This window comes from Pediococcus sp. AC40 (assembly GCF_030252485.1).
In the GTDB taxonomy this organism is placed as follows: Bacteria; Bacillota; Bacilli; order Lactobacillales; family Lactobacillaceae; genus Pediococcus; species Pediococcus acidilactici.
In genome coordinates this window covers 40,611-67,075 of sequence record NZ_CP127012.1, presented here as the reverse complement: position 1 = coordinate 67,075, position 26,465 = coordinate 40,611, and the positions used below count along the sequence as shown (strand labels likewise).

16 protein-coding genes and 2 pseudogenes are annotated in these 26,465 nt (G+C 44.6%); 5 read left to right on the top strand and 13 right to left on the bottom strand.

Translation table 11 applies throughout. From position 1 onward, the window contains the following. Nucleotides 1-45: 45 nt before the first annotated feature. The 4 genes from NL111_RS00275 to NL111_RS00260 all read right to left on the bottom strand — a co-directional run bounded on the left by NL111_RS00275 (nt 46) and on the right by NL111_RS00260 (nt 3,601). Nucleotides 46-477, bottom strand: coding sequence for a universal stress protein (locus NL111_RS00275; protein ID WP_002829269.1), 432 nt, complete (start codon nt 475-477; stop codon nt 46-48). Next, the gene (locus NL111_RS00270) at nt 477-2,069 is read right to left on the bottom strand and encodes an Nramp family divalent metal transporter (RefSeq protein ID WP_285110285.1); all 1,593 of its coding nucleotides are present in this window, start codon (nt 2,067-2,069) and stop codon (nt 477-479) included. Before NL111_RS00270 ends, NL111_RS00275 begins: the two co-directional genes overlap by 1 nt. 147 nt (nt 2,070-2,216) lie before the next feature. Further along, on the bottom strand, nt 2,217-2,903 hold the full coding sequence (locus NL111_RS00265) for a VIT1/CCC1 transporter family protein (RefSeq protein WP_002829271.1): 687 nt from the start codon (nt 2,901-2,903) through the stop codon (nt 2,217-2,219). A gap of 8 nt (nt 2,904-2,911) precedes the next feature. Next, entirely contained in the window at nt 2,912-3,601 is a 690-nt protein-coding gene (locus NL111_RS00260) for a VIT1/CCC1 transporter family protein (protein WP_002829272.1), read from the bottom strand. Between the two features lie 396 nt (nt 3,602-3,997). Between NL111_RS00260 and NL111_RS00255 the strand changes: the two genes are divergently transcribed. The 3 genes from NL111_RS00255 to NL111_RS00245 all read left to right on the top strand — a co-directional run bounded on the left by NL111_RS00255 (nt 3,998) and on the right by NL111_RS00245 (nt 6,913). Further along, on the top strand, nt 3,998-4,525 hold the full coding sequence (locus NL111_RS00255) for a CvpA family protein (protein WP_002829273.1): 528 nt from the start codon (nt 3,998-4,000) through the stop codon (nt 4,523-4,525). A 17-nt stretch (nt 4,526-4,542) separates the two neighbouring features. After that, entirely contained in the window at nt 4,543-4,776 is a 234-nt protein-coding gene (locus NL111_RS00250) for a hypothetical protein (protein WP_285110284.1), read from the top strand. A gap of 346 nt (nt 4,777-5,122) precedes the next feature. Beyond that, a complete protein-coding gene (locus NL111_RS00245) occupies nt 5,123-6,913 on the top strand; it encodes a glycerophosphoryl diester phosphodiesterase membrane domain-containing protein (RefSeq protein WP_058121424.1) in 1,791 nt (596 codons plus the stop codon). Nucleotides 6,914-7,066: 153 nt separating this feature from the next. Here the strand turns inward: NL111_RS00245 and NL111_RS00240 are convergent, their stop codons facing one another. Next, nucleotides 7,067-8,266 carry an ATP-binding protein gene (locus NL111_RS00240; RefSeq protein ID WP_285110283.1) on the bottom strand — a complete coding sequence of 400 codons (1,200 nt, stop codon included), beginning with the start codon at nt 8,264-8,266 and terminating at the stop codon, nt 7,067-7,069. A 447-nt stretch (nt 8,267-8,713) separates the two neighbouring features. Beyond that, nucleotides 8,714-9,985 carry a cation:dicarboxylate symporter family transporter gene (locus NL111_RS00235; RefSeq protein ID WP_036671370.1) on the bottom strand — a complete coding sequence of 424 codons (1,272 nt, stop codon included), beginning with the start codon at nt 9,983-9,985 and terminating at the stop codon, nt 8,714-8,716. A gap of 187 nt (nt 9,986-10,172) precedes the next feature. On the opposite strand from NL111_RS00235, the gene NL111_RS00230 reads away from it, so the two are divergent. Then, nucleotides 10,173-10,706, top strand: coding sequence for a GNAT family N-acetyltransferase (locus NL111_RS00230; RefSeq protein ID WP_002829277.1), 534 nt, complete (start codon nt 10,173-10,175; stop codon nt 10,704-10,706). Nucleotides 10,707-10,901: 195 nt separating this feature from the next. Here NL111_RS00230 and NL111_RS00225 read toward each other — a convergent pair whose 3' ends face one another. The 3 genes and pseudogenes from NL111_RS00225 to NL111_RS00215 all read right to left on the bottom strand — a co-directional run bounded on the left by NL111_RS00225 (nt 10,902) and on the right by NL111_RS00215 (nt 12,053). Then, a complete protein-coding gene (locus tag NL111_RS00225) occupies nt 10,902-11,177 on the bottom strand; it encodes a helix-turn-helix domain-containing protein (protein ID WP_285110595.1) in 276 nt (91 codons plus the stop codon). Between the two features lie 427 nt (nt 11,178-11,604). Further along, nucleotides 11,605-11,730: pseudogene (locus NL111_RS00220) on the bottom strand (LPXTG cell wall anchor domain-containing protein); the annotation flags it as partial. A 113-nt stretch (nt 11,731-11,843) separates the two neighbouring features. Continuing rightward, nucleotides 11,844-12,053 (bottom strand): hypothetical protein, encoded by a 210-nt coding sequence (locus NL111_RS00215; protein ID WP_285110282.1) that lies wholly within the window; start codon nt 12,051-12,053, stop codon nt 11,844-11,846. A 254-nt stretch (nt 12,054-12,307) separates the two neighbouring features. Between NL111_RS00215 and NL111_RS00210 the strand changes: the two genes are divergently transcribed. Continuing rightward, nucleotides 12,308-15,742 carry a hypothetical protein gene (locus NL111_RS00210; protein ID WP_285110281.1) on the top strand — a complete coding sequence of 1,145 codons (3,435 nt, stop codon included), beginning with the start codon at nt 12,308-12,310 and terminating at the stop codon, nt 15,740-15,742. Between the two features lie 2,561 nt (nt 15,743-18,303). Here NL111_RS00210 and NL111_RS00205 read toward each other — a convergent pair. From NL111_RS00205 to NL111_RS00190, 4 genes and pseudogenes are all read right to left on the bottom strand, one after another. Further along, nucleotides 18,304-18,432 (bottom strand): annotated as a pseudogene (locus tag NL111_RS00205) (KxYKxGKxW signal peptide domain-containing protein); the annotation flags it as partial. Nucleotides 18,433-19,274: 842 nt separating this feature from the next. Next, complete coding sequence (locus NL111_RS00200) at nt 19,275-20,066, bottom strand: Ig-like domain-containing protein (RefSeq protein WP_285110280.1); 792 nt, start codon at nt 20,064-20,066, stop codon at nt 19,275-19,277. 13 nt (nt 20,067-20,079) lie between these two features. Beyond that, nucleotides 20,080-20,922, bottom strand: coding sequence for a lipid-binding SYLF domain-containing protein (locus tag NL111_RS00195; RefSeq protein WP_285110279.1), 843 nt, complete (start codon nt 20,920-20,922; stop codon nt 20,080-20,082). Between the two features lie 321 nt (nt 20,923-21,243). After that, nucleotides 21,244-26,112, bottom strand: a complete 4,869-nt coding sequence (locus NL111_RS00190; protein ID WP_285110278.1) for an Ig-like domain-containing protein — start codon at nt 26,110-26,112, stop codon at nt 21,244-21,246. Between the last annotated feature and the right edge of the window lie 353 nt (nt 26,113-26,465).

The following is a 26,465-nucleotide window of genomic DNA, read 5'->3' as shown; positions in this document are numbered from 1 at the left end:
GGTGCCAATTGGTTTGCCGTCCTCCTAGGTTTATTAAAGATTAAACTACCGCACTACCGTTACCGTAATCGGAGCATATTTTGCCATGTATGCGGCTTGACTCCCAAAACGACGAGCAATGCCCTTTTTCGATTCCGCGCCAACTACCAACAAATCTGGTTTAACCGCGGGAATTACTTCTTCAACAATCGTCTCACCGGGATCGCCTTCCGTCACCACGCAACGGACGTTGGTAACGCCAGCATCTTGCGCCTGCTTTTGGTAGGTCAAAATGTGTTGTTCCAATTCAGCTCGTTCCCCATGAATGTAGTCCTTGTCGAGGGCTTGGAACACATTCATTTCGTCGTTTTCCAGCACCGAAACAATCACCAATTCGCGGTTCGCATCTTTCGCTAAATTAATTGCGTAGTCAAGAGCCAACAAAGCGTCTTTAGAGTCGTCCACTCCAACTAAAATTCTTTTCACATCGAAGGCCATTATGCCGCCTCCTTTGCGTTAGCTTTTTCTGCAAGTTCAATTTCGTAACGTTTATTTCCCTTGTACAATTCAATTACCGTCCACGCCAGTAGGGCCAAAACCGCCACAATTAACACGTAGGCAATGTCGTGAGCCATGCTAATTTCCGCTGCACTGGCATTTTCGCCGAAGAAGGCCGCGATTGAATCTGGTAATCCAGTTAGGTTCAAGTAAGTTAAGAAGATTACCGAAATCCAGCCTAAAATTCGGACAATCCAGCTGTTTTTAAACCGGTCGCCCATTTCCACGCGACTATCGGTCATCATCAGCAACGGTACCATCGAGAATGGTAACGCGAAGGCCAAGAAGACCTGCGAATTATTCATCAAGTTATTGAGGGCTTCGTGTTCTTGAATGCTGCCCTTCCCACTAGTTAACATTACACAAATTAATACTGGCACTACCGAGATCAGCCGGGTAATCAAGCGCCGTGCCCATAACGGCATCCGCATGTGCACGAAACCTTCCATGATTACTTGTCCGGTCAACGTTCCGGTAATGGTTGAATTTTGACCCGAAGCCAAGAGGGCTACCGCAAAGAGGGTCGATAGAATTCCAGTCTTAGCGACCCCAATCAAAATTCCGTTACTTAACGTCGAAGTGTCGTTTAGCGCGTGGAACAGCCCGAAAAAGGACGGGTCTTGCACGGCGCCGGTCTTAAATACGGCCACACCCATTACCAACAACAGTGCGTTAACCACGAAGGCAAACGATAACTGAATGTTGGAATCCCAAGTGGAAAACCGCACGGTGCGTGCTACGTCTTCTTCATCATCGTGGTTGATCTTCCGAGTTTGCGAAACTGCCGAATGCAAGTACAAATTATGGGGCATTACGGTAGCTCCGATAATTCCTAGCGAACCGCTCAACGGGGTCATGCCGTCCACCGTTGGGGTTGTCGCAAATGCCTTGGTCGTCGGAATCAATCCGCCAAATACCGCGCCCCAGCTCGGATTTGAAAGGGCTACTTGGTAGACGAAGACGACCAAAATTACCATGATTAAACAAACCACGATGGCTTCAATTTTCCGGAAACCGATCTTGGTTAACAATAATAGCAATAATACGTCAAATACGGTGATGAAAACCGCCACCACGAGCGGAATATGGAATAACAAATAAAGCGCGATTGCCGCCCCGATAACTTCTGCGATATCGGTCGCCATGATCGCCAACTCCGTTAATATCCACAAGACGATTCCCAGTGCTCTACTAGTCCGCGCCCGAATTGCTTGGGCGAGGTCCATCTGACTCACAATTCCCAGTTTAGCCGCCATGTATTGTAACAACATCGCGATTAAACTCGAAATCAAGATAATCGACATTAACATGTACTGGAAGTTTTGCCCCCCAGTGATTGATGTTGACCAATTACCAGGGTCCATATAACCTACCGCAACTAATGCGCCTGGCCCCGAATACATAAACAAAGTTTTCCAAAAACCAATATTTTTAGGAACCTTAACCGTCCCGTTGATTTCCTCCAACGAACGGCCGTTTGCGTACGAAATTAATTTTCGCCGCTTCTTAGGGTTCTTGATCTCGTTACTCATTTTAAATTCCTTCCTTTCCTCAATCTTGAACCACAGACATCATATCATATTCGATTTGTTTGACAACCCCGCAAAATGCCTTTAGACGGGCATTTATTAGCTAGGTTCACTTTAGCAATCGAGTTTGGAAGCGTTTTTGGAGATTTATTAAAATAATTTTCCAATGTAGTAATGGATGAACATCGTAATGATTCCGACGATCACGTTGCGGATGACCGCTTTCTTGGGCAAACCGTTTCCTAATTCAGAACTTAAGAAGCCGGTCAACGCTACGGAAATCACCGTCGCAATGATGGTTGCCTGCATTTTAAAATCACTTGGCGCCAGCGTCATTGCCACTAAGGGAAAGACCCCACCTAACGCGGCAGAAAATAATGACGAAATTGCGGCGCCCCACGGAGTTAGGTATTCGTCCAAATCCATGTCATAACGAACGTCGACCGCCGTTTTTAACGGTGCGCTATCCATTAATGATCTCGCAATTTGGTGCGCGGTCTCTTTCGTAACCCCTTTTTCCATGTAAAAATTCGCCACCAATTCGTATTCGGCTTCCGGGTCAGCTTTTAACCGGAGCTTCTCTTCCCCTACGGCCGCTTTTTCAGTATCGCGCTGGGAACTTACCGAAGCATATTCGCCCGCCGACATCGAAAAGGCGCATGACAAAAGGTCGGACAAGCCGGCAATAAAGATGATGAACGGGTTGGTAGTCGCCGCAACCACACTAAAAAGAACCCCGACTACCGTTAAAATTCCGTCGTTGGCACCCAATACGCCGGCCCGTAGCATATTTAATTTGTTATCCATACTCATTTTAGTTTTCTTTTTCATGATCATTCATCCCCTTACCGCGCGAAAAGTGAGCCAATCAGGTAGGTCGCGCCCATCGTTAATAGTCCGGCAATCACGTTGCGGACAACCGCCCGCCGTCGCACTGCTTTGCCGATCGCCGCCGCGGCGTAACCGGTAATAGCGAGGGCAACCACTACGGAAACGACGGTTAGCGGCACCCGAATACTATGTTTAGCAAAGGTAATCGTCAGTAGTGGTAATAACGAACCCAACGAAAAGGCGATCATGGAAGCAATCGCCGCTTGGTAGGGGCTGGTAAAGTTATGCATATCAAAACCGTAACGTTCGCGCACGGTCGTTAGTAGCGCATCTTTTTCCATCATTTCCCGGGCCGCTTTTTGAGCTAAGTCCTCAGGAATGCCAGTTTTTGCGTACTTTTCGGCAACGAAATCAAGTTCCTTTTGGTAGTCATCTTCAAGTGCTTGCCGTTGGTGGTTAACCGCGTTTTCCTGCGAATCCTTTTGAGAATTTACAGAAACGTATTCGCCCATCGCCATGGAAACCGTTCCGGCTAACATCCCCGAAATTCCGGAAATAAAAATTGCAAAGCTATTGGTCGTCGCCCCCGCAACTCCCAACACAATTCCGGCTACCGATAGGATCCCGTCGTTGGCACCCATTACGCTGGCCCGAATTACGTTAATTTTTTGTGCTAACGTATTTTGCTTCGCCTTTTTACTCATCCAATTTCTCCCCATTCCGTTCGCTAATTTAGAATCATTTTAAATTACTTATCAATTTTACTTCTTCACTAACGGATTTGTAAAGACGCTTTTCTCAATAAGCCGATATTAGAGCAAGCATTGCCGAAATCCGCTATTTCACAAGGTCTTTAAGTTAAATTTGAACTTCATTTTTAACTTAAATTGAACTTCAAACAGGTTAATTGAACTTGAATAGCAACGTTTTTTCCTCTATAGTGGTTATTTATATAAGGTGTCTCATCTGCTGAACACCCAGTTTTCCTCGTCAATATTGAACACTCACTAACGAGTAATGACGTTAGGAACTCTAATATCTGTGTCTGACTAACCTCAATTATGGTTAGTTAACCAATTAAATTCAACAAGGAGCTTTTAATGCTACTATCGTTAATTTTAATCTTAATCTTGATTTCGGCCTTTTTTTCCGGCTACCGGCGCGGACTAGTTGCCGAAATCATTTATCTAGTGGGTTATTTAATTGTGTTTGCGGCAGCCAAAAACTTCACCGCGCCCTTTGCCGAATTTCTCTCCCGTACTTTTGGGAACGGGAACCATGACCCCTTGACTAATTTAACCACGATGAACGCAGTTTCTTTCATCTTTTTGATGCTTGTGGGCTGGATTGCGATTCGCTTAATCGTCCGGTTTTCACAAATGATCACCTGGTTACCCATCATCCATCAAGTCAACGGCTTGGCGGGCGCCGTCGCTGGATTCGTAATCAGTTATCTGATTACCTTCATTGTTTTAAGCATTAGTCAGTTCGTGCCCAATGATTTTTATCAAGAACAACTGTCCCAATCAATTGTCGCGCAATCGATTTTGGCAAAGACGCCGGCAATTTCTTCCAAAGTAATTAACAATTACATTCTGGATACGCCGCAGACGCGTGACGTACTTTAAATTAAGGAGTTACGAATATGGACCTCACGATTATTAAAAAATACATCGCCACTTACCTATCTTCACCGACCACCCGTTTGACTACGGTCAACACCCCGCGAGTAGGAATCAAAGTGGTTAAGGGCGGTGAAGAAACTTTCTTCTACCCTAATCCGGAAAAACAAAACGCCTTCTTCGAAGAGTTCGGTGAACACCGCTACCTTCACCAATATGATGCAGCGAAGAAGGCATTTACTACGCAAGAACTATAAAATTTAATTCATTCGATACGAGAGTGGGATAAAAGTTAGGTGGTTTGCGAACATTAACCAAAAATTGACCATGATGCCTGAATTGGGCATGATGGTCAATTTTTGGTTAAGCGGAACAAACTGGCTTTTGATACACGTTTAGGCACCATTGAAGGCAAAATACCTAGCGACCTTAGTAGACTAAAATCCGTGGCTTAGCTTAAACAACGCCGAGGCCTTAATTAACAAAAGGCCGTCACCCACGTAAACCGCCTCCCTTTTCGTCGTTCGTTACCCTCCTGGCGTTTTAAATACCGCACTTTCTCTGCTAGAATAACAAGAAGAACAGTTATCTAGGAGGCCCTTTATGGCGAGCATCACCAAAACGTATCGTTTTATTTTTAAACATTTACTTAGCTATCTCAGCCTATTCATTACCAGTATCGTGGTGATTTACGCGGGCATCATCCCGCTTTTCACCTTGATTGGCAGCATCATGTTGCGTTTGGCGGGGGTGCGCTACCTTTCCAACACCAATTTCGTTGAGGTGGTCACCAACCATCCGTTTTTGGACATCGGTTGCCTACTCCTGATTCTCGCCGTGATCGTCGCCATTTACTGGCAGGTGACCTTCTTATTTCTAGGCATTATGCAGATTAACCAAGGTAAAAAATTAGCCTTAAATTCGCTAATCACCCTTTCTTTCCAACGGGTGCGGCACACTTTTGGCCGTGCGGTCGGTTACTTATTAATTTATTGTTTAATTATTCTGCCGTTTGGGGGGCTGGGCATCTCGACTCCGCTATTGAACAAAGTGCGAGTGCCCGACTTCATTATTAACTATTTTCTATACGAAAATCGGCCCCTGCTTTTAGTGCTGATTTTGCTTTACTTAGTTACCTTTTACTTAGGAATTCGGTTCTTCTTGGCCCTTCCGCTGATTATCCTGGGACGCAGTACGGGCCGCCAAGCCGTCCAGAAAAGCTGGCGGTTAACCAAATTGAACTTCAAAACCATTGTTAAACAACTGGGATTGTTAATCGTGGTCAACGTCGGTCTGTCAATTTTGGGACAGGCGCTTATTTTAGCGCTTCAGGCTCTGGCTGACCATCATCTTCCGGCTTCCTGGGACTATTGGGCAGCCTCCATCAACCTGCTCTTGATTGAGCTGGTACTCCTGTTAATGAGCATCGCCTTAGGAACTGGTTCACTGATGATCATGGCTGACCAGCTCAAAAATCAAGCTAGCTTCGTTATCAGTAGTCGGAAGCTCAGTAATCAGCTCCAACGACTTAGTTATCAATCAGGCAAACATTGGTGGTTTAAGGCCTTGGCGGGGGTTTTATTCTTGGGGATCCTCGGCTTTAACGCCCTTTATCTGAACGGCTTTTTCACTTCCACGCCGTTAACCATTTCTCACCGCGGAGTTAACGCGAAAAATGGGGTGCAAAACACCATTCCAGCGCTAATTAACACCAGCCGGTTGCATCCCGATTTCATTGAAATGGACCTGCATGAAACTAAGGACCACCAGTTTGTGGTAATGCATGACGAGAACTTGAAACAATTGACCGGCGTTAATAAACGGCCGCATGACTTGACGCTTCGGCAAATTACCCGCTTAACTGCCCGGGAAAACGGGACTTCCGCGAAGGTTGCCAGTTTTGACGACTACTTAGCAACCGCCGAACGTTTGCACCAGCGCTTACTAGTGGAACTTAAGACTACGAAACGGGATTCTTCCAATTCCATTACCACCTTTAATAAGCGCTACGGTAAACGCCTCGTGGCCAACCACGACGAGGTCCACAGCCTAGATTACGATGCCGTTGAAAAGTTAAAAACCTTGAACCCTAAGCTCCAAGTTGGCTACATCCTGCCATTTAACTTTATCGGCGTGCCGCAATCTAAAGCCGATTTTTATACGATGGAGCATTCCACCTTGAATAACTCCTTCTTAATTACCGCCCAGCTTACCGGTCGCAAAGTTTACGCTTGGACGGTTAACGACCGCGACGCCATGGCCAAACTGACCTTCATGGGCGTTAACGGGATTATTACTGATAATTTAGAAACCCTTCAGCGCACGATTCAACAACTTAATCACCACCCGAACTACGTTAGTCGACTGCTGAACTTCACGGTTGAATTAGGGTAAAAAAGAACGTGCGTCAAAAGCCGGGTAATTTATGAATATTTAACTAAAAATCGACTATTATTGGATAATAGTCGATTTTTAGTTAAGCGAAACAATCGGACTTTTAGTGCAGTCAAAACACCAAAGTAATTTTTCCTTCGCTTTTTAGCATAGTTATTCTGGTTCATCTAACAACCAATCTACAACGTTAATTACCGGGATTCCGTCAATTTCCTTAATATCCGGATAATACTTTTGCGTAATTAAGATTTTTTGGTGGTTATTTCGTAAATTTAATAAATTGTCAGTCTCATGGGTGTTTTCTGGAATTTCATACGTTACTTGAATATATATAATTTCATCATGTTTTCGCGCAATGAAATCAATTTCCTTACTCTGGAGTTTGCCTACGTCGACTTTGTAGCCCCTTCTCAGCAGTTCCACGTAAACGATGTTTTCTAGTTGTCCTGCATAATTACCGGGACGTTGACTTACCGCATACCGCCGTAGCCCGGGATCAACGATGTAATATTTCCCCGTAGTTCGTAAATAACCTTTTCCACGAATGTCGTACTGCCGAGCTCGGTAAAATAGGAATGCATTTTCTAGTAATTCCAAATAATTTTCAATTGTGTGGTTAGAAACCTTGATTCCCTCACTCTTGAGGACATTCGCTACGTTAGCCGGTCTAACCACTTGTCCCGTATTATCAGATAAAAAATCCACTAAGGCTTTTAAAGATTCTTGGTCCCGAACTTTAGCCCGCATCGACACGTCATTAAGAATGATTGTGTCAAAAATTCCCGATAAAATCGTGTCCTTAATTTCTTGATTTGCTAGAACAACTGCTGGAAAACCACCAAACTGCTCATATTCTTGGAAAGCTTGATCAACTTCCCTTGATTGCGGGTCAATTTCTTTAGCCGTTAAAAATTCTTGAAAAGAAAAGGGGTAAATTGGAATTTCAACGTACCGCCCGCTTAGTAGGGTCGCAAGTTCACCAGACAACATCTGCGCATTGGAACCGGTAATTACAATATCACAATTATAGCTAGCCCGAATCCCATTAATTACTGCTTGCCAGCCGTCAACCATTTGAATTTCATCAAACATCAAATAAAAGCGCTGTTTTTTATTTAACTTTGGCTTAAGTAATTCAATTAGCTCATTTTGATTACGGACTCTTAAGAGTTCAAATTGTTCAAAATTAAGGTAAATTATTTGGTCGCTCTTAATCCCGTTGCTTAGTAAGTAGTCTCTATATAACATTAGTAATACCGACTTACCCGAACGTCTCACACCCGTGATCACTTTAATTACGTCCGTGTCTTTCAACTGAATTAATTTTTTTAAATAACTCGGTCTTTTAATCATTTACTTGCCCCCTCATTGATGCTTATCTTTGGTTCCATCTTACGTCTTTTTATTATCAAATGGAAGTATATTTCCATTTATTAGTAATTTTGTAAAAAACGAAAGTATACTTCCATTTTTGGAGAAATAAAACGATTTTGGAAGTATACTTCCATTTTTAATCATTGAAAGCAAACTAAAGGGGCCTTCCTGCTCTTGGTTTAATTGGCTATGCTGCACAGCCGAAACGTGCTCCGAAACCCAACTTCTTCCGGTTAATAAAATCCCGCCGTCAATCGCCTAAATCGCATTGTACCTCAATTCCGTTACGCTTCTCTGCTGCGTAGTCGAAATGAGCTCCAGCCCCTAGCTTCTTCCGGTTAACCAAAATAGGGAACCAATCGCCTAAATCGCGATTAGTTCCCTATTTCCGTTAATCCTCAAAAGCTGCCCAGGGGCTTCCGCTCTCTACAGATTTCCCACATACTTCCGGTGTTTTTCTTCGTCGAATTCACCTTCGGACTTGCCCATTATGATGGCTGCCAACGAATTTCCTACCACGTTTACTGCCGTCCGGCCCATATCGATGATCCGGTCCACACCAGCGATGAAGGTCAACCCGCTCATCGGTACGCCAATCGTTGCTACGGTTGCTAGAAGCACTACGAAGGACGCCCCGGGTACCCCGGCCATTCCCTTCGAAGTAATCATCAAGACTACCAACAACGTAATCTGGTGACCGAGCGTCAAATGAATTCCGTACGCCTGTGCTAAGAACAGCGCACCGACCGCCTGGTAAATTGCCGAGCCGTCGAGGTTAAATGTGTACCCTGTGGGGATTACAAAAGAAACGATTCCTTGGCTCACCCCGTATTTTTGCATTTTATCAATCATTTTTGGTAAGGCTGCTTCCGAACTAGCCGTCGAAAACGCCAAAATCAACTCGTTTTTAATAACTTTCAGGAGTTCAAAGAAGTTGATGTTGTGGAACTTCGCAACTAAGCCAAGTACCACAAGCACAAAGAAAAGCATTGCCACGTAAGTAATTAAAACGAACAGTCCCAACGGCTTTAGGGCATCAATTCCCATTTGGGCAATCGTCACGCCAATCAACGCGCAGACCCCAATTGGTGAAAAGTGCATGATCCAGTTGGTAACTTTAAACATAACTTCTTGCACAGCGGTAAGTGCATCAATCAAAATCTGTCCCTGCTTGCCAATGGCCGTTAATCCTAAGCCAAAAAGCACGGAGAAGAAGATGACTGGCATCATGTTTCCTTCAGCCAGCGATGAAAAAATATTCGTCGGGATAATGTTCATCAACGTGGCCCAAATTCCGCTGTTGGATTTGGCTGCTTTGGCCGTCTCCACGTAAGAACTGATATCCGTACTTTGCAGGCTGTGAATGTCGATATACGTTCCCGGATGAAAAACGTTAGCAAAAATCATTCCGACAATTAACGCAATCGTGGTCAAAACTTCGAAGTATATCAAAGTCTTCAACCCGACGCGGCCAAGTTCACTAACGTCACCCATTCCGGCGATTCCGACGGTCAGACAAGATACCACGATCGGTAAAACAATCATTTGAATCATGTGGATGAACATGGTTCCTAGATTTTGCATGACCGTGATAGCAACTTGATTATGGTAAAAACTAGCGCCTAAAACGACTCCCAAGATTAGACCAATGAGGATTTGCCAACCGAGGGTTAATCTCCAGTTCCGAACTTTCTTCATGCTACCACCCCTAAATTCTTTACTATCTACATATATTAGCATATTTAATGGGTTAATATTAGCCTTGAATTTTCCCAAATAGGAAATATATTAAATGAATCCGTTTTCACCAAAAATTTTAGGGTGACATCTCTGCGAAATTGGGTTAGAATTATTTTTTCAGAAAAAGAAAATGGAGACGGGAATTATGACAACATCTTATTTGCGTAGAGCAACTAAGGCTGATTTACCAGCCATTTTAACAATTATTAATGAAGCTAAGGCTTATTTGAAGGAACAGGGAATCAACCAGTGGCAAGCTGGCTACCCTACTAACCAAGACATTGAGAAAGATATTGAGCAACAAATTAGTTATGTATTAATGGTCGATGGACAGATTGCTGGTACGGCCGCATTGTGGCCAGATAACGATGTTAACTACGACGATATCCAGGAAGGTAGTTGGCGGGGCAACCCTGATGACAAATATATGTCAATTCACCGGATTGCGATTTCATCGAAGTTCCGCGGTCAACGTCTATCTGAGAAGATGATGCAAGGTCTCTTCACCATTAGTTCTTTACTTGGTTACGACGAAGTTCGCGTCGATACCCACCCGCTTAACAAGGGAATGCAAAAAGTTATTACCAACAATGGATTTGAGTATCGTGGGATTATTGACTTCATTGACGAAAACGAAGTTGATAATAAACGCTTTGCCTACCAATTGTATTTAAAATAGAATAATATTAAAAAAGCGTCGATTTGCCTAACGTAGGCCGATCGACGTTTTTTGTATTGCATTTCCAAACACTTTTCTTCCTATTATATAAAGCCCTCTTTTTGACTCCCCTCAAAAACCAACCATGACGAAGATTTTCAGCAAGAAGTAAATGTCCGTATCTGTAGTAATAGGCTCTTTTATTAACTTTTATTCTTAATGGACAGGCTCAAACTGAATAGTCAGTCTTTGCTTGGTTGCCTTTGCAATGTCTGAAAGCATCTTGGTTGAAACATTCATATTACCGTTCTCAATTCTTGCAACAGTAGATTGGGGTTTTCCAATCACCTGGGCAAATTCTCGTTGTGTTAACCCCATATCTTCCCTTAAAGAACGCACCTTTATCGCTACTTCCAAATTAATGTCTTCTTGTTCAACTTGCTTAGCAAAATCAGCGTCTTGTGCACTTCTTTTTTCGATATATTCATCAATTTTTACTCATCTATAATTCCTCCTTTTTAAAATAAAGTATCCTTCTATCTCTGGCAATTTTTTTGTCCATTTTTGCTTCTCTGCTACGTGTAGTCCATACGTTTCAATCATAGTAGTCAAACTCTATCCTTTTCATGTTTTTATGATAGCGTACATGCTATCACAAACCAAAAAAGCACCTCCAAGTTTTAAGTTTCCTTGATTACTTTGGCTCTAGAATAACAAGTGTAGATGAACAGTAAAAGAACTGTTTGTCGACAATTTTTCATCTTGAATTTACACTTTCAGTGCAACAAAAAAATACCTGCCGCTAGCGATAGGTCTCACCTACCACTAACTACAGGTATTTTTTAAATCTTAGGATGTCTCTCTTAATCGTTGATTAAAGAGCTTTTCTTAACTTAGTTTCTAGCTTTAAAGTCGACGATTATTCTTCATCGTGACGTTTACGCTTCTTACCAAGACCGAAGAGTCCAAGTAATCCACCAACTAATCCAACTGTACCAGCTGCACGAGCACTAGCGTTATCTTCCTCACCAGTTTGTGGTAAGCGTTCTGCACTATTTGTTCCGCCATTAGAACTATTTGCGCCGTTGCCACCATTATCTTGTGCAAGGTCAACACTACCGTCACCTTGGCCGTTGCCTGGTTGATATCCAGTATCTACTAGGCCAGCTCCGCCGTTGCCGGTATTGCCATTGCCGCCGTTAGTACCGTTACCTGTGCCGTTGCCAGCACCACCATTCCATGTTCCATCACCTGAGCCATTCGAACCATTGCCTTGGTCAGTTCCGTTATTATTTCCAGAACCGTTATTCGAGTTGTTGCCAGCGCCATTGTTGGAGCCGCCGTTGTTCGAATCAGAACCTGAGCCATTGTTCGAGCCGCCGTTATCGGAGTCAGAGCCGGAACCGTTGTTATTCGAATCAGAGCCTGAACCATTGTTCGAGCCACCATTATCGGAGTCAGAACCAGAACCGTTGTTGGAGCCGTCGTTATTCGAGTCGGAGCCTGAGCCATTGTTCGAGCCGTCGTTATTCGAATCAGAGTTCGATCCATTATTTGATCCGTTATCGGAATCATCGTTGTTCGAGTCAGAGTTAGAATCTGAGCCATCTCCTGAATGATGGTTGTGGTTATCCGTTGAATCAGAACCGGAACCGTTGTTCGAACCATTGTTGTCTGAGTCAGAGTTGGAACCGTTGTTGTTCGAATCCGAATTTGATCCGCTGTTCGAGCCGCTATCATTCTTATCGGATGCTGACTGTGATTCACTCTCTTGCTTGTCAGACGTTGACTTCGATTCACTCTCTTGCTTATCAGATGCTGACTTCGATTCGCTTTCTTGCTTATCAGATGTCGACTTCGATTCACTTTCTTGCTTATCAGATGTCGAACGTGATTCACTAGCGATATCCCGTGAGTCTGACTTAGAAGCTGAATCGGAAATCGAAGCTGACTTCGATGCTGAATCGGAATCAGATGCTGATCTCGAAAGCGAGTCCGAACCAGAAGCCGAAATCGAGCTAGAACCAGAGGTCGACTTCGAAATTGAATCTGAGCCAGACGTTGACTTCGAAATCGAATCAGAACCAGAGGCTGAAATTGAATCCGAGCCAGACGTTGACTTCGAAATCGAATCTGAGCCAGAGGCCGAAACTGAACTAGAGCCAGAAGTTGACTTCGAAATTGAGTCCGAACCAGAGGTTGACTTCGAGATTGAATCTGAGCCAGAAGCTGATCTAGACGACGAGTCCGAACTAGAGCCAGAGGTCGAAATCGATTCTGAGCCGGATGTTGACTTCGAAATCGAGTCCGAACCAGAGGTTGACTTCGAGATTGAATCTGAGCCAGAAGCTGATCTAGACATCGAGTCGGAATCAGAAGTTGACTTCGAGATTGAGTCCGAGCCAGACGTTGACTTCGAAATCGAATCTGAGCCAGAGGCTGATCTAGACGATGAGTCCGAACTAGAACCGGAGGTCGAAATCGAATCCGAGCCGGATGTTGACTTCGAAATCGAATCAGAACCGGAGGTCGAGATTGATTCCGAGCCCGAAGTTGACTTAGAAATCGAATCAGAACCAGAAGCTGAAATCGAATCAGAACCAGAGGTTGACTTCGAGATCGAATCAGAACCAGAATCAGACTTCGAAAGCGATTCGGAACCAGACGTTGACTTCGAAATCGAGTCAGAACCGGAGCCGGAGGTCGAGATTGATTCCGAGCCAGACGTTGACTTAGAAATCGAATCTGAGCCGGAAGCTGAAACCGAATCTGAGCCGGAACCAGAGATTGACTTCGAAATTGAGTCGGAACCGGAAGTCGAAATTGATTCGGAACCAGACGTCGACTTCGAAATCGAATCAGAACCAGAAGCTGAAATCGAATCAGAACCAGAAGTTGACTTCGAGATTGAATCAGAACCAGAATCGGACTTCGAAAGCGATTCGGAACCAGACGTCGACTTCGAAATTGAGTCAGAACCAGAGCCGGAGGTCGAGATTGATTCGGAACCAGACGTTGACTTAGAGATTGAATCTGAGCCGGAGGCTGAAATCGAATCAGAACCAGAGGTTGACTTCGAGATCGAATCAGAACCAGAATCAGACTTCGAAAGCGATTCGGAACCAGACGTTGACTTCGAAATCGAGTCAGAACCGGAGCCGGAGGTCGAGATTGATTCGGAACCAGATGTCGACTTCGAAATCGAATCTGAGCCGGAAGCTGAAACCGAATCCGAGCCGGAACCAGAGATTGACTTCGAAATTGAGTCGGAACCGGAAGTCGAAATCGAATCAGAACCGGAAGTCGAGATTGATTCGGAACCAGATGTCGACTTCGAAATCGAATCAGAACCGGAAGTCGAGATTGATTCGGAACCAGACGTCGACTTCGAAATTGAATCTGAGCCAGAGGCCGAAATCGAATCAGAACCGGAACCAGATGTCGACTTCGAAATCGAATCAGAACCGGAAGTCGAGATTGATTCGGAGCCAGACGTCGACTTCGAAATTGAGTCAGAACCGGAGGCTGACATTGAATCAGAACCAGAGGTTGACTTCGAGATTGAATCAGAACCAGAGGCCGAGATTGATTCGGAGCCAGACGTCGACTTCGAAATTGAATCTGAGCCAGAGGCCGAAATCGAATCAGAACCGGAGGTTGACTTAGAAATCGAATCAGAACCAGAATCAGACTTCGAAAGCGATTTGGAGCCAGACGTCGACTTCGAAATCGAATCAGAACCGGAAGCTGAAACCGAATCAGAGCCGGAACCAGAGATTGACTTCGAAATTGAGTCAGAGCCGGAGGCTGAAATCGAATCAGAACCGGAGGTAGATACTGAGTCTGAGCCAGAAGTTGAGATCGATTCCGAACCGGACGTTGACTTCGATATTGAATCAGATCCAGACGTCGAGATTGATTCGGAACCGGACGTTGACTTCGAAATTGAGTCAGAGCCGGATGCTGAAATCGAATCAGAACCAGAGGTCGATACTGAGTCGGAGCCAGAAGTTGAGATCGATTCCGAACCGGACGTTGACTTCGATACTGAATCAGATTCAGACGTCGAGATTGATTCGGAACCGGACGTTGACTTCGAAATTGAGTCGGAACCGGAGGCTGAGATCGAATCAGAACCGGAGGTAGATACTGAGTCTGAGCCAGAAGTTGAAATTGATTCCGAACCGGACGTTGACTTCGAAATTGAGTCAGAACCGGAAGCTGAAATCGAATCAGAACCGGAGGTAGATACTGAGTCTGAGCCAGACGTCGAGAGTGATTCCGAACCGGACGTTGACTTCGAAATTGAGTCAGAGCCGGATGCTGAGATCGAATCAGAACCGGAAGTCGATACTGAGTCGGAACCTGACGTCGAAAGTGATTCCGAACCAGAAGTTGACTTCGAAACTGAATCAGATCCGGAAGTCGATACTGAGTCTGAGCCAGACGTCGAGAGTGATTCCGAACCAGAAGTTGACTTCGATACCGAATCAGAGCCAGAGGTCGATACTGAGTCGGAACCTGACGTCGAAAGTGATTCCGAACCGGACGTTGACTTCGATACCGAATCCGAACCGGAAGTCGATACTGAGTCTGAGCCAGACGTCGAGATCGATTCCGAACCGGACGTTGACTTCGATACCGAATCTGAACCTGAGGTCGATACTGAGTCAGAACCGGAAGTCGAGAGTGATTCCGAACCAGAAGTTGACTTCGATACCGAATCAGATCCAGAGGTCGATACTGAGTCAGAACCGGAAGTCGAGAGTGATTCCGAACCAGACGTCGACTTCGAAATTGAGTCAGAACCAGATGCTGAGATCGAGTCGGAACCAGAGGTCGATACCGAATCCGAACCGGAAGTCGAGATCGATTCGGAACCAGAAGTTGACTTCGAAATTGAGTCAGAACCGGAGGCTGAGATTGAGTCGGAACCGGACGTTGACTTCGATACTGAGTCAGAACCAGAGGCCGAAATCGAATCCGAGCCGGACGTTGACTTCGATACTGAATCAGAACCGGACTTCGAAACTGAGTCGGCGTTAGATTCTGATTGACTAATACTGTTAATGTCATCCTTAATCGTAACCGTAACGGTCTTGGTTACTGTCTTACCCGTAGTTGGATCAGTATATGTCAAAGTAACTACATAAGTTCCAGGTACTGACCAATCGACATCATCCCAAGCGGTGTCCCCAACGGTAGCTTGAATTTCTGATAGATCAACTGGATCACCATTAGCGTCGGTCGCACTAGCGTTTACATTATCGAGAGTTGGTATGTTACCAGTCGTAGTTTCATAATCCTTACCATCGATCGAAGTTTTGTCTTCCTTAACCACAATGGTAACGTCTTTAGAAACCGTGTTCCCGTACTTATCTGTATAGTAAACCGTTACTGTATATGTGCCTAGCGTATCCCAGTTTTTAGCATCAAACTTCCACCATGCGTTAGATAAATCGCTATCAGTGTCACCATGCGAATCGGTAAGTCCAGTCACAACATCTTGTGGGTTTAATGGCTGACCTTCCCAAGTGTCTACGTTATCTTTAACGCTCATATCTTGGTCGCTTACAACCGTAACCGTAACAACTTTCGTTACCGTCTCACCGTTTTCATCCGTGTAACTTAACACAACATCATGATCACCTGGTTCATTCCAGTTGATTTTGTCAATATTTGAATCGATTTCATCGGTAACGTCGTTCCCATTATGATCCGTCGCGTGAGCATGCAGATCCGCTAGAGTTGGCTTGTCCCCAACTTTTACTTGGGTTCCCTCACCATCAATACTTATCTCATCGTCTTGAGCTACTACCGTTACCACAACCGTAGTTTCTAACGTTTTCCCAGTTAATTTATCTTCATACCAAATCTTAACCTTGTAACTACCTGGTGTGTCCCAATCTACTGTACCTGGTTCTTCCAAGTTTGAAGTGAATTGACTAGGATCCGTAACTTCCGTACCATCAGCCATGTGAGCGTCAGGGACTAAATCTTTAAGTGTTGGACGAGTGTCATCACCTACCTTATAGGTAATATCCTGACCACTAATGTCTTCTTTATTTTCCATAACAGTGATCGTTACAGTAGTTGAGGTAGTCTCACCAGTTTTTACATCTTTATATATAATCTCAACATCTTTATAAACGCCTGCTGTGTTCCAATCAATCTTACTCGAATCCCAATAAAGCTCAACATCAGAATCACCGGGCACACGACCTTTTCCTTCACCATTAGTAAGACTGTCTACAAAATCACCAATATTTTTAGGAACCCCTACATACGTACTATCGTCCTTACCTGTGATATTAATGTGTGAAATAACGTGAACAGTAATATCAACTGTTTTCGTTTGTAACGTAGCAGGATCGTAGTAAGTAATCGTTACGGGATAGTCGCCACCCTTATTCCAGTCCCCGTCACGCATGTCCCACGTTAGGTTCCCAACGTCACCAGGGTTTCCGTTAGCGTCAGTGAATTCTGCGACCCCTTTGCTTATATCAACCGGGTTGCCTACGATTGTAGTGATATCCTGACCAACTAATTTGGTTTGGTCATCCTGTTTCTTATAGAACCAATCTATTTTAACTGCATCGATAGTCGTATTACCGTCGATATATTTCTTATAATAAGCACTGTTCCTGATCCAATTGTTAAGGTCGTCGATACTAGTAGCAGTTTTCGCATACGCTAAAAAATCATTTTTAAAATCCGTTAAAGGCTGTCCAGAACCTTCGCCGTCCATACTTATTGATATTTCCGTCCGGCCCAAATCTAGCACATAGTGTGCGTCGGTACGAGGAGCGTTAATCGTGACGGCGTCTTCAAGATCACGAAAGTCATCGTCATTGGCAAAAATTTGATTACCAGTACCTTCGTCTGTATATGTCGTACGATGCAGGATAGGTGTATCCGATGTAGACCTTGAGTTGATTTTTTCCGCAGAACGGGACAACGAATCTACCATACTCTGACTAATCGACAGCGACTGCTTATCCGCTACTAACGACTGGCTTTGTCTAACGGAGTCTGCAGTTGAATTAGCGATTGATAAACTCTGTGAGTTTTGGATATCGTTTTGACTGGTTCCGGTTTTAGTATTTGAACCGGTCATAGAAGTTGATCCTTGGCGGTTATCAGCGTCAGCTTGGCTACCGTTGTTCGTGCTTTGCTTCGTCACCGATTTAGATTGTTGATTGGTAGAATCCTGGTGGCTGTTAGTTTGGCTGTGTTGTTGGCTATTAGCGTTGGACGCTTTTTTAGTATCCGTCTTAGCCGCCTGTTGTTTAGCCTTTTCGCTAGCTTGTTTGGCTTGGTCAGCCGCTTGTTGACTCTTACTTTGACTAGCCTTTTGTTGGCTCGCTGCTTGTGAAGCCTTTAAAGACGCACTTAAGCTAGCCGAAGCGGCCTTACTGGCTGACTGACTAGCGCTTGCTTGCGTATTTTGATTTGCAGTTGAAGCCGAATTCGTAACGCTGTTATGCGTCGAATTGACATTTTGCGAGTTCGTGTTACTTGTCGAGCCCGGAATCGTCGCACTGGTCTTGGTCGCGAGGAGGTTCTTGGACTTACTAAGGTCGAGATTTGCTCCCTTAGGCGTCTCATCCGCACTAGCAATCGTGGTGGATCCCGCACCAAAAAGACCGGCTACAATTCCCATTCCGGCAAAGAACCACTGTTTACCGTTTTTGTACATTTTGTAATGCTTTTTCTCATTAACATTCCATATTTTTCTCTTAGACATTAACTTCCTCCATTATTAATTAGGCAATTCCCTTTTTCATCTCGTATGTAACTTAAATCAGGAAATCGTTTTCGCCTTTGTCACTACCATTGGTCACTTTCTGTTAGTTCTGACCACTACCTAACCTACTTAAAACTGTACTTGCCCATTATTGAATCACTTAGAAAAACAACCTTTATCGTTACCAAAATTCAACCAAATCCCGTTCTTATAATTCCGGGGCCGAACGCGAAGGTTCCTCGACGGCAAAAATCGTTTAAAAACTTCATACCCATCATTCGCAATTTTCCGGTAATTACCGTCTCGGACATCTAAAGCCACTCCTTTCCGTATTTATAAGTAGGCCATTTGCCTCACCTCAAAGTGTAAACGGAACTAATCATCTTAGTTTCCCAATTTTTATCAAACAAGGTACGTTTTTTAAAAATCGATAGACTGAAATATCAATGGGATATATCATCGTGTAAAATCATTCCACATTTTTGACACCACTGCGGTTCCTGTCACTCGCTAATTCTATGTTGCCAACTAATCAGGGATTATTTTACAAATTCTTTTTGCACGGATCCTACCGATAGTGATTCTTTATCCAACGATAATTAACAAAAAAACAGTAAATTAACCATCACCGTCCTTTAAAGTAAACCCTATTAAATTTTATACTTAGCTTTAAGGTACACTGTTAACGTTGCTTTTTATTCTCACTTTTTTCTTTATTTAGTTAAATGTCGACACAAATAAGGGTAAGACACACAAAAAGAGCTAGAAAGTCGATTTCTTAATCGAAATCGCTCCCTAGCTCTTTACCCCCATAAAACATTCCGTTCGTTATAACTTTTTCATTACTCGGTTACCGTAACTTGGACAGGCTCACTTAACACATCGTCCAGCGTGCTCTGGTAAACCTCAAGTACGTCGTTAGCTTCTAGCTCAACGTTGATTGGCACGAGGACTACCCAATTTCCAAATTGATCGACCGGCCCAGTTCCCAGCGGCCGGTTACTTCCGTCAGCTTCCTTTAGATAGATCTTAATTATCTTACCGGGTTCACCTTGCCCAGTGATCCTTTGCGTACCTGCTTTAACCGCATTTACAGCGGGGCGCGGCACCTCTGCTTGTTTAGCTTCTACCGTAGTTTGAGTGCCCTTGACTTGAGCGCCTTCCCCTTGGTAGGCAAAAAGTACGTCCCCCTCGCGCAAATCCTGTTGACTAGCATCTATCAGCCATCTGCCGAGGAAGTCCACCGTTGTGTTACCAATCAAGAGCGGCGGTTCACCAGCCGGAGTATCTTTAAGAACATTGATTTCCGCACCCGGCTCGCCAGTTCCAGTGATCACAGGATCTCCTTCTCGAACCACGTTAAAGGTCGGATCCGCCACTTCATCTGGGATAGCCGCGTTAAGCGAACTGCTATTTTGCGCTAAACTGGTTTGTTCCCTCATGGATCCAATTTTGGAAACTTGATGCGCCATTTCGGGACGCCACCCATGCTCGGGAGCCGCCCTTATTGACGCCTGTGCTTGACCGATGCTTAAACCCAGCAGCGCGATTCCCACGGTCAAAGCTCCAATCCCGGACTTTTTCACTTTTTTATTGTTCCATATTCCAGAGTGATCTTTAAAATTTAACCCCATTTGTAGCTCCTTATTAGCGATACATTATATGGTTTGTCCCTAATTCATCACTTCCTGCATAATCACCAATCAAAGCCCAATTAATTGGACTTTCCGGATCAACTAGCGCCATTTTAAATAGGTAGTTATTGGTAGAATCGGGAATTGCTTCCTCAAAATCGTTTACTGCTTGTCCAAGATTGAAGTTAAGGAACGCCGTTGTGATTTTACTTCCATATTCCAGACTCGCATCACCAACATTCAAAATTAAATTAGTACCATCATATGAAAAATCTTCATTCGTGTAGGTCCACATCATACCAAGCGGACCATTATTAATACTGCCATTTCCATTAAAATATTTTGTCCAACGGCCCGATTCATTAATTTTCTTAAACAAGCCGCGAAGTGGTTCCGGAACGCGAATTACTAAGTTGGCAAAGTCAAATTTGTTCGAGCCGCTTCCCGAATAATTAAATTGTAGCCCCCCACTATATGTACCGTCTCCATTTTTAAGTAATCCGTAACAAGCGCCGCCAGTAATGTTTAAATTACCTTTTTCTAAAGCATTAGTTAAGTTGGTTTTCTGCGTTGCGACGGTTTTTGTTTTATCAAGATTTTGGAAAATCGCGATCCCCCGACTTCGACCTTGTCGTGGTGCCTTAGTGTACTCTGCGGCCTTGGTCGTAGTTTCGGTGCGGGGTGCGTTAATCGTCGCTGCCTTTGCTGAAGCATGGGATTGCACCACCCCCGCCCCAAACATTGCTAGCATTAATGCGGAAGCCAGAATCCAGCGCCTATTCCGCTTAACCATCGGATAATTATCAGCTTTACGATCCGTTCCGTTGCTAAAGTACTTTTTAAAACCCATATACATTGGGAACCCTCCTATTCAACAGTTTAAAATTATCGAAATCATTCGTTAGCCAAAATCTACCTCGTGCATTGTTTTCGATACTTGTTACCGCTTTCATAATAATCTTTATGGGGTTACTTGTCAACTGATATGAGATAAATCAAATCAATATAGTTTTATTTTTCACAATTAGTTTGCCGGAGGTACAAGTCCCTCGCCCAAACGATTCAACGTAATTATTTGAATACAAAAAAGCTAGGAAACCGATTTCCTGTGGAAATCGTTTCCTAGCTTCCTTACTCCCCCATAAAACTTATGCGTTCGTTATAACTTTTTCACTACTTAACCCACAGTAACTTCTGTTGGATCGCTTGAATCACCATCCGATGTGGTTTGGACTGCTTGCACCGTATCACCAGCGGCTAAAACAACATCATCCGGGACGTTAACCGTCCAGTTTCCAAATCCGTCAACCGTCGCCGTTCCGATTGGGGTAGTCTTCCCGTTCGCATCCACTTTAACGACCGTTACGGTGTTGCCCTTTGTTCCCGTACCTTTGATAACTTTAGCGCCTGGTTCAATTGAGTTCATACCAGGTGCCGGAATATCTGCCTTCTTGGGTTGCACAGTCGTGGTAGTCGCATCACTAGTGTTTCCGTCTACGGTTTGGGTTGCCGAAACTTCATCACCTGGTGTTAAGGTTACTCCGCTGGTGTCAACTGACCAAGTTCCGTCGTCGCCTACCGTCACTGGCGGAAGGGGTTGTCCACCAACGGTTACGTTAACCGTGGCACCTGGTTCACCAGTTCCAGTAATTGCCGGAGCACCTTCCATGACGTCGTTCAACCCGGGTGCATCCAAGGTTTCCTGAGCCTTTACGATTGTACTATTTTCAGGACCCTGTTGATCACCTCTGACTTGGTAAGCACGGAGCTCATCACCAGCAAACAAGCTTACTCGTCCAGTACTAAGCGTCCAGTTACCATCGCTGTCAACCGTGGTGTGACCGATTAAGATGTCATCAGCGCCGTTCGTTCCTTTGACGTAGACATAGACGGTATCACCGGCTTCGCCTTGTCCCTTGATGGTGGTATCACCTTCTTTTACGTCGTTAAACGTTGGGGCCGGAACTTCTTCTGGTCTAGGCAGGACCGTGGTCGTGCCGTTTGGACTTTGTTGGTCGCCATTAGTTTGGTAAGCGTACAATTGATCACCTTCGTAAAGGTTAACCCGGCCGGTTGCTAAGGACCAAGTTCCGTCGGCCTTAACTGTAGTATGACCGATTAAGACATCGTCAGCGCCATTCGTTCCTTTGACGTAAACATAGACCGTATCGCCGGCTTCACCCTTTCCGGTGATGGTGGTGTCGCCTTCCTTTACGTCGTTAAACGTTGGGGCTGGCAATTCTTCTGGCTTTGGCAGGACCGTAGTCGTGCCGTTTGTACTTTGTTGGTCGCCATTAGTTTGGTAAGCATAGAGTTGGTCACCTTCGTAGAGGTTAACCCGACCCGTAGCTAAGGACCAAGTTCCATCAGCCTTAACTGTAGTATGACCGATTAAGACATCGTCAGCACCGTTCGTGCCCTTCACGTAGACATAGACCGTATCGCCGGCTTCACCCTTTCCAGTAATGGTGGTGTCGCCTTCCTTTACGTCGTTAAACGTTGGGGCTGGCAATTCTTCCGGCTTAGGAAGTACTACAGCGGTGCCGTTTGTGCTCTTTTGGTCGCCATTAGTTTGGTAAGCGTAGAGTTGGTCGCCTGCATAGAGGCTAACTCGGCCCGTGTTTACCGACCAAGTCCCATCGGCCTTAACTGTTGCATGACCAACCAAGACGTCGTCAGCACCGTTCGTGCCCTTCACGTAGACGTAAACGATGTCGCCCGCTTCACCCCGACCAGTGATGGTGGTTGCGCCTTCTCTTACTTCATCGAAGGTTGGGGCTGGCAATTCTTCTGGCTTAGGCAGCACTGTAGTTGTCCCATCTGAACTTTGTTGGTCGCCATTGGTTTGGTAAGCGTAGAGTTGATCGCCCTCGAAGAGGTTAACCCGGCCCGTATCTAATGACCAAGTTCCATCGGCCTTAACTGTCGCATGTCCAACCAAGATGTCATCGTTGCCGTTTGTGCCCTTCACGTAGACATAAACTGTGTCACCCGCTTCGCCTCGACCAGTGATGGTAGAAGCGCCTTCTCTTACTTCATCGAAGGTTGGTGCTGGAATCTCTTCTTGCTTAGGAAGCACAGTAGTCGTACCATTTGAACTTTGTTGGTCGCCATTGGTTTGGTAAGCGTAGAGTTGGTCACCTTCGTAGACGTTAACTCGTCCAGTGGCTACCGACCAAGTTCCATCGGCTCTAACTGTTGCGTGGCCAACCAAGATGTCATCGCCGCCGTTCGTGCCCTTCACGTAGACATACACTGTGTCGCCCGCTTCGCCTCGGCCTGTGATGGTGCTGGCACCTTCCCGTACGTTATCAAACGTTGGTGCCGGGATTTCTTCTGGCTTAGGAAGTACTGTTTGATAAGCCTTGTCACTGTCCTTTCCACCACGACTTTGGATTGCATAAACGATCGTACCTTCCGTTAAGTTATAGAGGCTTGCGTCAACTTCCCAAGTTCCATCAGCTTTAACAGTTACAGTTTGACCAATTTGAGCATCGCCATTCTGGAAGTATACTCTAATTTCGTCACCAGCTACACCAGTTCCGGTAATGACTTTGTCACCTTCTGTGATTGGGTTGATGCCTGGTTTAGCAACTTCTTCACGACCCTTTACGGTGCTGTAAACAGGTTCACTATCGACGTTATTACGAGTTTGAACGGCGTATACAACCGTACCCTCGGTCAAGTTATAGTGACTAGCATCTACCGACCAAGTCCCGTCAGCGCGTACGATTACGGTTTTACCTATTTGAACGTCGCCGTCTTCGAAGTATACTCTAATTTCGTCGCCAGCTTCACCCTTTCCGGTAATAACTTTATCACCCTCCGTAATGTCATTGATAACTGGTGCGTCAACCACTTCTTGGGCTTTTACAGCTACCGTAGCTTCATCACTAGTTACGTCATCGTAAGTTTGAGTAGCGGTGATCAAATCACCAGCATTTAATACTGAATGACTAGCATCGACTGTCCAAGTTCCGTCGGCTCCGACTATTGCCCGGCCAATTTCAGTATGGCTACCATTACCAAAGCGAACCACTACTTCTGCGCCTACTTTTCCGGTACCGGTGATTACTTTGTCGCCTTCGGTTACGTCGTGAATGACTGGTGCATCGACAACTACTTCAGGTAAAACAGTCGCATAAACTTTGTCACTCTTGCCATTACCCTTAGATTGGACAGCGTAAATTTGTTCACCTTCAACTAAGTTAAATTGACTTCCAATTCCCATTGACCAAGTGCCATCTGCTAATACAAGGGTTGTACCAATCAACTCATAATTTCCGTCTGCACCTGGAGCATAAACTTGAATACTGTCACCAGCTACCCCAGTACCAGTGATCGTCCGACTACCTGCGTGTGGTGCATTGATAGTTGGGTTGTCAATTACTTCTGGAGCCTCGGTAATTGTTACGATTGTTGCGGGACTTTCTTTGCCATTAACAGTTTGGATAACGCTAATTTGGCCACCGGCTTTTTGAGCTGGAATCTCAATACTGTAGTTACCGTTTCTATCCGCATAGTCGGTAATTGTACTACCATTTTCTAGAGTGATGGTAATTTCTGCATTTGGTCTTGCAGTACCAGTTACCGTTGTTTGGTTATCATAGACGGGTTGCTCAACGAACGGTGCTTCTAACACGTCCGTGTGTGGCATTAAATGATTGGTGTGTAGTGAAGCTCTTCCTGCGTAATCCCCAATTACATGCCAATCAATAATGTCGGCCGGTTCAACTAACGCTGCCTCGAATAAATAGTTATCGTTAGAATCCGGGATATCTAAGTCGAAATCAGTAACCGCTTGGCCAATATTAAAGTTAAAGTTAGCTAAGGTATCCTTTAATCCCAAGTCCGTGATTGCTGGATTCTTGAATACCAAATTTGTTCCATCAAATGAAATATCATCATTGGTGTAGTTACGTGTGATGTTAACAACGAAGTCAATTGTGAACTTAATATTTCCAGTAAGATATTTAGTCCAATCCCCCGTTGCATTAATCCTATTAAAGAGATCAACTAGTTCTGCCGGAACTTTAATTCCAATGTTAGATTGTTCGCCAAATTGAGCTACCACAGCTGAACCATGGTAAGTGAGCTTAAGGTTCCCGCTGTAAGTACCATCGCCATTGTCAATTAAGCCGCTTACTGCAGAACCGCTAATGTCTAGATTTCCATCTTCTAAAGCGGAGCCGCCGGCACGTACATTACGATCTTTAGCCGTCTTATCCTTATCAACTTTTTGGTTCTTATCGACATCTTTAGCGTCAGTTTTTGCATCAACATCGGCCTTTGCCTTAGCTGCAGCATCATTATTGATGTCGTTTTGGTCATTTGTATCTAACCCTGAAGTTCCAATTTCGTCTGTGGACACGCCTTCTTTTTTAACTGAAGCGTCAGAGTTAGAAGCAGAAGAGTTGTCCGCTGGTTTAGCTGCTGAAGAGTTATTTGCCTGTGCTTTAGTATCTGCTGCTGAAGATGATGCTGCGCTATCTGCCTTTGCAGTTTTTTGTTCATTTTTGCTTGCTGAAGCATCGTTCTTTTGTTCAGCTTTCGCTGCGCTGTTTGATGCGTCGGCTTTCTTTTGTTCAGCTTTAGTTGCTGAATCAGTTTTTGCTGCAGCGCTTGTTGCGGACTTGTCTGCTGCTGAATTTGCCGCCTTGGTTGGGGCTGCACTGCTTGCTGCTGAACTTGCAGTTGCACTCTTTTCCGTCTTGGCAGCGCTATCATTTTGTGTTGATGATTGTGCTGCTTTAGCAGGAGCCGCTGAGCTTGGAGCTGCGCTGCTTGCTGCTGCCGTAGTTTCTTTAGCTGGCGTTACGCTAGCGCTTTGTGCTTCCTTCGCTTCGGCAACCTTGTGTACCATTTCAGTTTGCGGTTCGTTAACTGTATCCGCATGTGCAGCGGTGTCGGTCTGCATCATTCCCGCTCCAAGCATTGACAACATCAATGCGGAAGCGAAAACCCAGTGCTTATTTACCTTGTACATCTTGTAGTTCCCAATTTTACTATCTACCACGTCACGGTGGTTCTTTGGATTCTTATTCATCTTTGAATCCCCCCATTTTTCATTAATTTTAACTTATGGAGACATTACATTATCATTATAACTAGTTAATGCTATGTATTAGTTACCCCATCAGTTAATGTCTACATAATATTCTACATGGGGTTCATTGTCAAACGGTAAGATTGAATTTTTTCTAAAAAAGTACCTTATTTCACAAAAGAACCTCGTATAAAAGCCGTCATACCAAGGGTTTTTGCTGTCGAAAAAAATTTAAAAATTATTTTAGATCGTTTTAGGTAAAACGTTTTAACTATTTACGAATAATTTATGTCAATGGGCATAATCAAATTAAAACAACCTACCCCTTTTGGTAATTTGTAACGAAAGCGTAA